We start from the raw sequence: 11,531 nt of genomic DNA on the forward strand, positions 1-11,531 counted from the left end.
TCCTCTCTCAGGCCATCGGGTGGGGATCAGGGTTGATTCCGTACGGCGCCATCGAGCGGAGGCGCGGGTTCCCGAGCTGCGCGACCTCATGGCCGAAGTGGATCTGCTGGAACTCGGGCCCGAGGGCCCGGGCGACGCGGAATGAGGTTGCCGCGAGATCGGGCGACGTCACGTCGACGATCGCGATGCGGAGCCCCGCGGCCGTCACGCGCCGGGCGAGCTCGGACAGCGAGACCTCCCCGGGCTCCTCGAGCTGCGAGGCGGTCACCGCGCCGCCTTCGCGGAGGAACGCGAAGGCGGCGGCGCGCTCCGCGGGAAAGTAGTAGGCCGCGTGATCGTTGAGCGTGCGCACGTCCTCCGGCCGCTCGGGGATGACGACCTCCTGGCCGGTGACGAAGCGGATGACGTAACTCACTATCTGGCCCTGCTCCAGGATGGCTTTCCTGATGGCCGCGCGGGGGCTCAGGTGGGCAGCGAGCGAGACCACGGCGCCGGGCCAGCGCTTGCCATCGCCGTAACCCACGCACATGACCGCGGGGACCGCGATGCCCGCCTCCAGGAGATACAGCTCGACCCGGGCGCCGCAATCCGCGAGCTGGCGGGCGACCTCCCGCGCGTCGGGGTCGATCGATTCGTCGAGCATGATCCGTCGCCCCGGCCTGCGAGCGAGCCAGGAGATCATGAACGCGTCACGCTCGATGAGCTCGAGCGCGGCCGCCATCGACGCGTCGTCGAGCGTCGCGCCCGCGGCGAGCCCGTTCGAGGTCACATCGAAGAAGCGGGCCTCGGGTGGAGCGCAGTAGCTGTAGTAGACCGCGAGCGCCGGGACGTGCACGGGCGCGCCGGTGTCCAGCCAGCGCCCGAGGACCCAGTCGATCGGCGTGGTCGGAACGACGGGGACGTAGGGGAACCCGGGGCGGGCGTACTGCGCTTCCTCGTAGCGACCCAGCCGCTCCGGAGCGATGAAGTCGCCCTTCATCTCGACGATTGAGGCGCGGAGGAACTCCGCCTTGTCGACGCGCGCGGAGGCGTAGCGCTCGATCGCCTCGCCCACCGCCCTGATCAGGGCGTCGACGGCGGTGGTGCCCTTTCCGGTGCCGACCTCCGGCTCCCCGCAGCGGTGGGCGTGCCCCGCGCCCTCGGTGTAATTGCTGAGGACGGCCGTGGCGGTGAGCGGCGCTTCGAGCGCGAGCGCCGGGCTCTTCATGTCCAGCCTGAGGTGCCTGACGATACCCGTCCGCGCGTCGACGATGCCAGCGAGCAGCCGGCGGAGCTCCGCGGCGTCGCGCGCGCCGGAGAGGCGCACGCTCGGGGCCTCTCGAGCGGTCCCCTCGCGCCGGGCGCCGGCGGCGCCGCCGCAGACCGGGCACCAGGGCATCTGCAGGACGGCGTGGAACGACGCCTCCGGGTCAACCAGGTTCTGCACCATGAACCCGCCCGAGAGCCGCGACGCGCCCCGGCGGACGAGCAGGTCGATGGCCGCGAGCGCGACCGCGTAGCCGAGGAACGCCGGCACGGGCGCGAGGTAGGTGCGCGCCCGGGGGCCCCGGCGCTCGGCGAGGAGCGACGCCTGGAGCGCGTGATCGGCCTCGGCCTTGTCGCTGGTCGCGAGCTGTCGGAGACGGCAGCACTCCCAGCACGCGGTCTCGCCGGGCACGACGGCCGGGCCGATCACCGCGTCGAGCCCGTCGAGGTGGGCGCTGAGCGACGGGATCGAAGCGCCGTGGGCGAAGCGGGCGACGCTCTGAAGAACGAGGAGATCGTCGTTCGAGACGCAGGCGAGGATCAGGTCCCAGCCGGTGTCCTCCTGGACGAGCGGGCGCTCTGCGCGCGCGACCAGCGCCCCGTACGTGACCGCGCACCGGGGTGCGAGGCGCGACAGCGCGAGGGCGAGCGCAGGGGCGCGCTCTCTCCCGAGGTCCGCCTCGGCGAACGGGCCGAGGTCGTCCACCGTGACCGTTCGGTCGTCGAGGATGTGGAGCGCACCGACGCCCGAGGCCGCGAGTTCGAGCGCCGCGACCGCGCCCCACGGCTCGAGGCCGACGACGAGGACGCGCGACCGCGCGAGCCGCTCGCGCGCCTCGTCCGGAGCAGGCGGGGCGCCCTCCTCGAGCGGTGAAGCGGAGGTCGATGAGCTGGATCGTTGGATGGCCACGCGAGATCTCCAGAGAAAAGGCAGCGCGACGAGGTGCCGACCTGCGTCGCGCCGGGCCGGCGGTGTCGGTATGAGGTTGGATGCCGGCGCCGGACGAGGGATGCTCCGCGAGCCAACGGGAGCATTGCTGAGAGCCAACGGGAGCATCGCCGAGAGCCAACACGCTCGTTCGCCCGGCTACCCCGGGGCTAGCTGCGGGCGCAGCCGCAGTGGCAGTGGCCGCAGTGGCAGTGGCCGCAGTGGCCGCAGTGGCCGCAGCCACAGTGGGCGCCGATCGGCTCCATCGTTTCCGCCTTATCCATTCTGCCCGACAAATCGTCGACGGCGTTGCGGATCTCCTTCATCGCTATATCCAAATCCTTCGGTGTCTCACTCGTGATATTTATATTCGTCATGGCTGAGCCTCCAGTTTTGAGCCCCCATTACTGAATGGTTCACAGGCACTCTTCGTCAACTCGACAACTCGCGGACGAGCAGCGGAATCTCGGATGAGATCTCCCGTCATCCAGGCGGACCAGCGTCGCGGTTGCGCGAGACGCCCTCACCGGCTCGCGGGGCCCTTCTCGCTCGCTCCGCTCGCTCCTTCTCTTCGCACGGCGACCGGCGTGCTCGGGCGGCCCGACTTCGGACGGCTCGCGGCGGGGACGCTCGCCGACGTGCTCATGGTCGACAGCGACGCGACGGCGGACGTCCGGGCGCTCGAGCGGGTATCGCGCGTCTACAAGTCGGGTGTCCTCCTCGATCGCGACGCGCTCACGCTGCCCCGCGGGGCGACCGTCCTCCACGCTGGCTGGCGGCTTCCGACGCCGGCGGCGGACGCGTGGGTGACCGGGAGGCGGGCAGCCGTGCCGCCTCTGCCCTCTGTACCCGGGCAAGCCACGCCGCACATGCCGACCGGGGGCGGACGCCTCGTGAAAGACGAGCACGGTCTTCAGGGCGGGGACACTAGCTAACCGCGTGCTCTGGCTCGACCGCGATCCACCCATGCATGAGCGATGTTCGCCGCGACCACACCCGCGACGAGCCCGCCGATCAGCCCGGCCGCCTCGCCGAACATCAGCGCGCCGCATCGAAGCGCGGCGAGCGAGCTCACCCCGAGCACCATCCCCGTGGCGGTCGTGGCGCGGTGCTCGCTCGGCACACGCGGCACGAGCAAGGCCAGGGACAGGCCGAACAGAGCTCCCGCCGCAACGCACAGCCCCGGCATCGTGCAGCACGCCCCCGAGCCGATGGCCACATCCGCGCTGCAGGATGGGCGCAGCACGGAGAGCGGAAGAGCGAGCGTCGCGAGCCCCGCCACGAGCCCACACCGCGCGCCGCGCAGCAGCCACGTCCCGCGCCACTCGACGAAGGCCCAAACGAGCAGGGTCACTGGCAGCCATACGAGCGCGCGTCGCCCCACGGCGATCAGCGCGACCACCGCGGCAACCGAAGTGACTCTCGCAGCGCGCACCATGGACACCCGCAGCCGTCCGACCTCGTACGCGCGCCTCGCCGCTCGGCGTGCGGTCCCGGAATCACTGCTCATCGAGCCCTCCTAGCAGCCGCCGAAGCTGCGCACCGACCATGTTGCGCCAGCGGCCCGATCCGGACCCAGCCGCCGCACACGAAGCGCAGCCCCCGGGATACGGCGCACAGAAGAGCGGATCGAACGCGCTCCGCTCCCCTGCGCCTGGCACGTCATCCAACGATCGAACTCGTCCTCGGTTCGGACGCCTGGCGCATTCTTTGAAAGGTCTACTGCGCCGGATGCCGGCTACTCATCAGCACGCTCCACCCGCGCAGCACGGTGACCCCGGGTAGCAGCAGTCAGAGGTGTATCTGTCGTACACCGCCGTACCGCCAGCGCCGAGCGCGCCCATCAGCAGGACGCCGGTAGCCAGCTTCGCCCACGACTTACGAAGCACACCCATCACGACAAACCTCCTGCCCGCTTCTAGGCGGCGGCCGCGGAGGTGTGACGGGGGCGCGTCGAATTTGACGAGAGGCTGCTCCCGGGCCGTATGGACCACCGAGCTCAGCCAGAGCTCGCGGACCGGACCACGATCGATCAAGCTTGCGGTCGACGTCAGCGTCTCGTCGCGTGTCGAGAGCGTCGTTAGCCCGATGCGCTTGGCCGCACCCGCGTCCTCCGACGCGCTCGGGGCGGAACGAGTCGCCCACGATTCCAAGAAGCAGTGTAATCTCGCCACGACCGATGAGCAGCCGAGATTGCTGGCGGGGACGTCTGTTCATGGGCCTTGGCCGCTTGGTGTACGTAGGCCCCGTGGGGCCCACGGAGCGCCATGCGCACCACGCGTTCCAGATCGTGCTCGCTGGCGAGCAGCCACTGCTCCTGAAGGCGGAGGGGGAGCGGCCGGAGCCGTGCGAGGTCGCCCTGATCCCGCCGGATGCCTCGCATGCGATCGACGCGCCCGTGGCATCCTCCGTCATGGTCTACGTAGACCCCGACGGGGCCGCGGGCCGACGGCTCCGGAGGCTGTCGGTGCCCCGGGCGCCGCTGGATGCGTGGCGGCGCGCTGCCGAACCCAGGCTCCTGGGCCTCACCACGCGCCAGCCCGAGACGTGGGCGGATGCCGATCGCCTGGCGAGCGCCGTGGTCGACCGACTCGTGCCGGAAGATGCGCAGCCCCGTCCCGTCCACCCAGCCATCACGCGCGTGCTCCGCGCCCTCCCCGAGCTCCTCGACGGCCCTGTCCGCCTGAAGCAGCTCGCCGCGCATGGCGGCCTCTCGCCGGGACGGCTCGCTCACCTCTTCACCGAGACCGTCGGCATCCCGATCCGCCCGTACGTCCTATGGCTCCGGTTGCAGAACGTGGCGCTGCACATCGAGCGCGGAGCGTCCATCACCGAGAGCGCCCACGCGGCCGGCTTCGCGGACGCGGCGCATCTGAACCGCGTGTTCCACAGGATGTTCGGCGTGGCGCCGTCCGACGTCGTCGGGTGGGCGGAGTGGATCACGCCCCGCTCCGATTAGCCAGTTCGTTCAAGCCGGGGGCAAGCATCGGATGCACCCTCGCTCCATGCATCGTACATCCAAAGCCTCCTGGGCACGCCGTTTGCTCGCGATCGCCATCTACCCGACCGTCTTCCTCGGCGGAACCGCTGTCGTCGTATACAAGGTCGGCACCGGTGCCTCCTACTGGCGTGTCGGACCTCCCGTACTGCTCCTCGCAGCAGTCATCGTGGTCGCGCTCGAACGCCTCTGGCCACACGCGCGCGCGTGGCAGAAGGACCAGGGCGACCTGCGCGTGGACGTGTTGCACTTCGCAGGCAATCTCGCGGTGAGCCAGATTTCGGCAGCGCTCTACGCGCTCATCCATGCCAGGACTGGCGGCGCGCTCGGCCTATGGCCGTCACGATGGCCATTCGTAGCGCAGGTCGTGCTCGGGGCGGCGATCCTGGATCTCAGTCTCTATGCCATCCATCGTGCGAGCCATACCGTGCGGTTCTTGTGGCGCCTGCACGCGGTTCACCACAGCCCACGCCGGCTTTACTGGCTCAACGGGCAGCGACGCCACGTGCTGCACGAGCTCCTCGAGGGAGCGCCAGCCTTCTTGGTGCTCGGGGTTCTGGGCGCGCCTCCGACCGTGGTCGCCTGTTACATGGCGGCAATCACGATCCATCTCATGCTTCAGCACGGGAACATCCAGTACGAGGCCGGTCTTCTGCGGTACATCTTCGCCGTCGCAGAGTCGCACCGCTGGCATCACCAGCGCCTCTACAGAGACGTGCAGGGCAACTACGGCGCGATCCTGTCCGTATGGGATTACCTCTTTGGCACGGCGCTTCTCAAGAAAGGAGATGCTCCGCTCGATGTGGGGATGGACGACGAACCGGATCTCCCGCGTGATTACATCGGTCAGTTACGGTGGCCTCTGCTCGCGCGTTCGAGGGGGGCGAGCCAGGGATGAGCGATCGACGCTGATGGGATCGACAACGGCGTACACCGAGGCGGCGGGGTGCTCTTTGCACTCGCGATCCTGCTCGGCGTGGCGGCCCCCATCGCGGAGCTCGTGGCCTGGGTCGGGCCGCTCGCCGAGCCCGGTCCCATGGCCGTCGGGCTCGACGTGGCCATGACGATCTCAGGTACGCTCGGCACGCTGCGGTCACAGGGGGCGATGGGAGAGTCGTGGCGCGTCGGCGTCAGCGAGGCGGAGCGCACGAGCCTCGTGACCCGAGGGCCGTTCGCTTTGATGCGGAATTCCATCTTCAGCTTCATGATGCTGGCCGCGCTCGGGATGATGCTGATTGTTCCGAACGCCGCTGCGCTCGCCTCGTTCGTGGCGCTGGTCATCGCGATAGAGCTGCAGGTTCGCTTCGTCGAGGAGCCGTACCTGCTGCGCACCCACGGCGAGGCCTACGCCGCCTACTGCGAGAAGGTGGGGCGCTTTCTGCCGGGGCTCGGCCTCATTCGTAAATAACGAGCTCTCGCTCAGCGGCCGCGCGCCCACGCAAAGGCCACCATCGCCACGACCGCGAGGCTCAGCCATTGAGGCAGCCTCAGCGGACCAGCCGTGGGCCGCGGGTCGGCACGGGCGAGCTCGACGGCGAAGCGGCCCACGGCGTAGAGGACGGCCACGGTCGCGAAGGCGGCGCCGCCTCAAGGCGAGGTGGGCCTTCGAGAAGGCGTGGGCGCGCGCGGGCCTCGCAGGCGAAGCCCCCGGCGCTGCTCAGGAGGGCGCGTCGAGCGCGTTCGTGAGCTCGTACGCGGCCGGCGTGGTCGAGCGCACGGGCTGACTGCGACGGTGAGCGGCTCCTCAGGGCTCGACGTGGATCTCACCCATCATGCCGCGCTCGGTGTGCTCGAGGATATGGCAGTGGTACATCCACATGCCCGGCTCATCGAAGCGCGTCGCGATGCGCACGGTGGACCGCTGCGGCAGGATCACGGTGTCCTTGTTGGCGAGATCCTCGTCGGCCACCGGCACATCGTCCCTGGCCAGAATCTGGAAGAAGAAGCCGTGCAGGTGGAACGGGTGGTCCATCTCCGCGTCGTTCTTCAGGTCATAGACATGGATCGATCCATTCTCGACGCTGATCGGCGGCACGTCCGGAAACGCCTTGCCGTCGATCGTGAACGTCAGCTTGCCATCGACATACCCCTCGTCGAACGTGATCGTCGCCTCCGCCGGCCCGCCCGGGAGCCGCTCGATGGCAGGGCTCGTCTCGGGGAGCGTACGCCCCGACAGCCGGGGTCCCGAGCCGATCCGCACCCTGGCGAGCGGCATCGGCTCGGCCAGTCCGGTGTGGTGCCCGCGCTCGTAGGGCTCGTTCATCAGGGTGAGCTCCGTTCCCGGCTCGCCGTCGGCGATCAACAGCACGTCGTAGCGCTCGCCGGGAGAGACCAGGAGCCTCTCGGTGTCGTACGGCTTCGGGATCAGCCCGCCGTCGGTGCCGATGACGCGGAACGTGTGGCCCGGGAGCGCCAGGTTGAAGAAGCGCCCGTTCGCCACGTTGACGATCCGGAGCCGCGTGAGCCCGCCCGGCCGCACATCGAGCGCCGGCATCACCTGGCCGTTGACGAGCACGACATTGCCCTCGCGGCCCATCATGATCGTGTCGTCGTCGAGCTCTTCATTGAAGGTCCCGTCCTTGTTCAGGAACACGTCCCCGAGCACGGCGATCTTCTCGACGTCGGCTTCCGGCTCGTTCGGTCCGCGCACGCGGATCAGGCCGAAGAGCCCTTTTTGGATCTGCTCCGGCTCCATCACGTGCGGGTGGAACCAGTAGAGCCCCGCATCCTGCAGCGTGAACTGGTACGTGAACGTCGCGCCGGGCGCTATCGGCTGCTGCACGGCCATCACGCCGTCCATCTCGTTGGGCACCCGGACGCCGTGCCAGTGGATCGTCGTCGCTTCCGGCAGGCTGTTCTTGAAGTGGACGATCAGCGTGTCGCCCACGTTCGCCTCGATCAGAGGCCCTGGGACCGTACCGTTGTAGGACCAGACCGCGGTGGTCGTGCCCTCCAGGTAGGTCTTCTCTGCCTCCCTGGCCTCGAGGTCGACCTCGACGATCCTGGGATCGGGGTTCCTGTCGGGCGCGGCGGCGGGCTCGCCCCAGGCATCGGGGGCGGGCGGCTCCTCTGCCTGCTCGGCGACGCACCCGGCCGCGAGCAGCGACAGCGAGGCGACGCCCAAAAGAGCACGCGAAATCCGTCTCATGGTGCGCCCTCCTCGTCGGTGGGATTGCCGGACATCTCGTTCGAGTATCCGGAGTAGACCTCGCCCACCTTGCAGCGCATACGGTACGTATACTTTATGTTCTCTGTCGCCTCGGAGTCCATGTAGGCCTTCTTCGATCCTGCGACGGTAAAGGCGACGGCGTAGTCGTTCATCAGGTCCTTGCGCTCGCCCTCGATCTCATCGCACTCCGGCTGTGGCACCCACTCGACGTGAAGCACGTCCAGCATCGGCATCACGAACGACAGGACGGGCGCATCGGGCGTCGTCGCCGCAGGCCCGCCGCCGCTCCCACCGCCCTCTCCAGTGCCGCCGTGCCCCCCCGTGCCGCTCGCCGCTCCCGCACCGCCGTCCCCTCCCGTGCCCTCGACAGGAGAGGGGCCCGTCTCCGACCCTCCGCAGGCGGCGAGGGCGAGGCTGACAGCAGCGAGGCCGATGAATCGAGAGCAAGCCATGACGGTGTCTCCTTGCTGGTTCCTGGCGTCCCCGAATGTGACCCATTCGGTCACAGCGGCGAGGTGCAGCGGGACGCCGCCACTTGTTCTAGGCACCAGCGGGCCAGGCGTGACGCGTGGACACGTCTTTTCACCTGCGGCGCCCAGAGGCGGATGCCCGCAACGTTCTTCGATCCGTCCGCTCACCGGCAAGGCGTACCGCCGGGCTGGCCTCCGAGCCTGTCGCGGCCAGAAGGGGCAGGAGGTATCGACGATACGGCCTTGCGGGGCGGCCGGTCACGTTTCAGGAGGGCGACCGCGCGAGGCCTCATGGAACAGGCCGGCGCGGCAAGGGGGCACTCTGCTACGCTGCGCTGGACCATGCAACACGTCCCCTCTGCCATGCCCTCGTATCACAAGCGCCCCTTACCACCGGGCTGCATCCCGTTCTCCTCCGAGGAGGGGCGTGCGGTCTTTCGCGAAGCGCTCGCCCTGGGGACGATGGAGAGTTTCTTCCCTCTCGTCGAGCAGTTCCACACTCAGGCCGAGCCTGCCTTCTGCGGTCTGGGGACGCTGGTCATGGTCCTCAACGCGCTGGAGATCGATCCGGGGCGTGTCTGGAAGGGACCCTGGCGTTGGTTCTCGGAGGAGCAACTCGACTGTTGCCGCTCCCTCGACGACGTCGCTCGCGACGGCGTCACGCTGACGCAGCTGGCATGCCTGGCCCGATGCAATGGCGCCCGGGCCGACGTGAGCTTCGCGGAGACCTCCTCGCTGGAGGCGCTCCGCGCCGCGGTCCGAGACGCCACCTCGTGCGCCAAGGACAACCACGTGGTCGTTGCCTATGACCGCCGGACGCTGGACCAGACCGGGAGCGGCCACTTCTCGCCGGTCGGTGGAATGCACCCGGACCGCGACCTCGCGCTCCTGCTCGACGTGGCGCGCTTCAAGTACCCGCCTCACTGGGTCCCGCTCGAAGCGCTCCATCGCGCCATGTTGCCTGTCGACCCCACCTCGGGGCGGTCCCGCGGGTTCGTGACGATCCGGCGCGAGCATCCGGTGGCGCCCGTGGCTGCGCTGCACGAGGCCAACTGGGCCGAGGTCGAGCGCTTTCTCCGCGATCTCGACGGCACCGACGTTCTGGTGCTGACCGGCTGCCTGCGCGAGGGAGTCTCCAGCATGCCGCTTCTGCTCGAGCTGCTGCGCCGCCCCGACCTGCCCCAGACAGTCAAGCAGCACCTGGCGCGGTTGCGCGCCCAGGTGGCGGCTCTCGACGCTCGCCCACCGCCGCTGTAGCAGGCATCGAGCTGGCCGTGGTCGTGCTCGTCAACGTGGGGGGCCGGCGCGGTCGCCGGACCGGCCTCCACAGAGAAGATGCGCGCGGACGGTATCGATACGAGCGCGCGGAAGTAGCGCGACGGACGAGCACAATCAGCGCAGGCGAGCGTGGCCGTGACCTGCTCGCGCCCTCATCGCGCCCCCGCAGCGACGCGCGCGAACGCGTCGGGATAGAGGCCCACCTCGGACTCGCTGCGCATCTCCAGCGTCTCGGGATCGAGCCGGAGCACCTTGCCCGGCGTCACGGTCTGATCGCCCTCGCAGACGACGAAGAGCCCGTGCTCCTCGTCGAGCTCCGCAAGGTGCGGCCTCACGCAATCATCCCTGATGTTCCGGGAAATGGCGCCGTTGTCGTCCGGGTCCATGCCGATCCGCGCGATCATGTCGGGCACCTGCGTCGGCACGTAGACGGCGCTCCCGTCAGGGGTCCACGCGGCGAAGTAGGGCGCGCCAATCGTGAGGATCCTCTTGGACTCGTCGAACGTCTCCGACTCGACATCGAAGAAGCGCACGTCCCTGCTCAGCGTGTTGCTCACGGCGATGGTCTTCCCATCAGGCGACATGACGGCGGTGTAGGGCCCGTAGCCCGAGGAGTGGGCGTCGGGCGCCAAGGGCGGGCCGACGGGGACGAGCTTTACCTCGGCGTCCGGGTCCGTCAGGTCGACGATCGCGAGCGCGTCGTCGCCATAACAGGCGACGTAGGCCCGGGCGCCGTCCGGCCGCGAGAGGGCGATCCCGTGCGCGGCCTTGCAGACCGGGATGAGCCTCGGCGCGGCCGAGCCACCAGGCAAGACCGCATCGGGATCCACGACCGCGAGCGATGAGCGCGCCGCCTCGGGATCCTCTGGGTTGTCGAGCGCGCGCTTGAGATCGAAATGAGAGACGACCACGCGCCTGCCGTCCTCCGAGATCACGATGTCGGCCGGGTTGGGCTCGACGCGCACCTGTCCGAGGAGGCGCAGGTCGTCGAGCGCGAGCTTCTGGACATAGCCGGCCACCGCGCTCCCGCCGTGTACCGAATGGGAGCCGATCTCGCCGGCGGTGGAAGGGTACGACAGCGTGATGTAGAGCGCGCCGCCCGCTGCGTCCACGGCCACGCGGTGGGGCCCATCGATCGTCACGGGATCGCGGCCCACCGGGCGGACGCCGAACCGCTCTCCGGTCTCGAGCGCGATGAGGGAGATCGTATCGGAGAGGCTATCGGTCACCACGCCCATGCCGCCTTCCGGAACCACGATCTCCGGAGGCCGGTTTGGATACGGGTCGCCCTCGTAAGCACGGTAGCGGTATTCGATGATGGGATCGGGATCGCTGCAGCTCGCCAGCGTCGCCGCCGCGAGCGCGCAACCCAGGAATCGCGCAATGACCATGGATGACCTCGAGACGAGCGCCGCCTGCCCGTACACGCCGCACCCTAGCACG

10 protein-coding genes and 1 pseudogene are annotated in these 11,531 nt (G+C 69.4%); 5 read left to right on the forward strand and 6 right to left on the reverse strand.

Annotated features, from left to right (window positions below; all coding sequences use genetic code 11):
* Positions 1-7 precede the first annotated feature (7 nt).
* On the reverse strand, positions 8-2,155 hold the full coding sequence (locus WMF11_RS25265; protein WP_437979195.1) for a TOMM precursor leader peptide-binding protein: 2,148 nt from the start codon (positions 2,153-2,155) through the stop codon (positions 8-10).
* A 488-nt stretch (positions 2,156-2,643) separates the two neighbouring features.
* Between WMF11_RS25265 and WMF11_RS25270 the strand changes: the two genes are divergently transcribed.
* On the forward strand, positions 2,644-3,108 hold the full coding sequence (locus tag WMF11_RS25270; RefSeq protein WP_437979196.1) for a hypothetical protein: 465 nt from the start codon (positions 2,644-2,646) through the stop codon (positions 3,106-3,108).
* Here WMF11_RS25270 and WMF11_RS25275 read toward each other — a convergent pair.
* Positions 3,105-3,527 carry a hypothetical protein gene (locus tag WMF11_RS25275; protein ID WP_437979197.1) on the reverse strand — a complete coding sequence of 141 codons (423 nt, stop codon included), beginning with the start codon at positions 3,525-3,527 and terminating at the stop codon, positions 3,105-3,107. The genes WMF11_RS25270 and WMF11_RS25275 overlap by 4 nt on opposite strands.
* An 894-nt stretch (positions 3,528-4,421) precedes the next feature.
* Between WMF11_RS25275 and WMF11_RS25280 the strand changes: the two genes are divergently transcribed.
* Genes WMF11_RS25280 through WMF11_RS25290 form a run of 3 tightly spaced genes read left to right on the forward strand, consistent with a single transcriptional unit; the run spans position 4,422 to position 6,579 of the window.
* On the forward strand, positions 4,422-5,132 hold the full coding sequence (locus WMF11_RS25280) for a helix-turn-helix domain-containing protein (protein ID WP_437979198.1): 711 nt from the start codon (positions 4,422-4,424) through the stop codon (positions 5,130-5,132).
* 46 nt (positions 5,133-5,178) lie between these two features.
* The gene (locus WMF11_RS25285) at positions 5,179-6,069 is read left to right on the forward strand and encodes a sterol desaturase family protein (protein ID WP_437979199.1); all 891 of its coding nucleotides are present in this window, start codon (positions 5,179-5,181) and stop codon (positions 6,067-6,069) included.
* 48 nt (positions 6,070-6,117) lie between these two features.
* Entirely contained in the window at positions 6,118-6,579 is a 462-nt protein-coding gene (locus WMF11_RS25290) for a methyltransferase family protein (RefSeq protein WP_437979200.1), read from the forward strand.
* 11 nt (positions 6,580-6,590) lie between these two features.
* Here the strand turns inward: WMF11_RS25290 and WMF11_RS25295 are convergent.
* From WMF11_RS25295 to WMF11_RS25305, 3 genes and pseudogenes are all read right to left on the reverse strand, one after another.
* Positions 6,591-6,743, reverse strand: a pseudogene (locus tag WMF11_RS25295) (prolipoprotein diacylglyceryl transferase family protein); the annotation flags it as partial.
* A gap of 172 nt (positions 6,744-6,915) precedes the next feature.
* A complete protein-coding gene (locus WMF11_RS25300; RefSeq protein ID WP_437979201.1) occupies positions 6,916-8,319 on the reverse strand; it encodes a multicopper oxidase family protein in 1,404 nt (467 codons plus the stop codon).
* Positions 8,316-8,792 (reverse strand): hypothetical protein, encoded by a 477-nt coding sequence (locus WMF11_RS25305; protein WP_437979202.1) that lies wholly within the window; start codon positions 8,790-8,792, stop codon positions 8,316-8,318. The genes WMF11_RS25300 and WMF11_RS25305 overlap by 4 nt, the downstream gene beginning before the upstream one ends.
* Positions 8,793-9,101: 309 nt before the next feature.
* On the opposite strand from WMF11_RS25305, the gene WMF11_RS25310 reads away from it, so the two are divergent.
* Entirely contained in the window at positions 9,102-10,067 is a 966-nt protein-coding gene (locus WMF11_RS25310; protein WP_437979203.1) for a phytochelatin synthase family protein, read from the forward strand.
* A 173-nt stretch (positions 10,068-10,240) separates the two neighbouring features.
* On the opposite strand, the gene WMF11_RS25315 is transcribed toward WMF11_RS25310, so the two are convergent.
* Positions 10,241-11,479, reverse strand: a complete 1,239-nt coding sequence (locus WMF11_RS25315; protein WP_437979204.1) for a YncE family protein — start codon at positions 11,477-11,479, stop codon at positions 10,241-10,243.
* Between the last annotated feature and the right edge of the window lie 52 nt (positions 11,480-11,531).

The organism is Sorangium sp. So ce295 (assembly GCF_051527405.1).
GTDB lineage: Bacteria > Myxococcota_A > Polyangia > Polyangiales > Polyangiaceae > Sorangium > Sorangium cellulosum_B.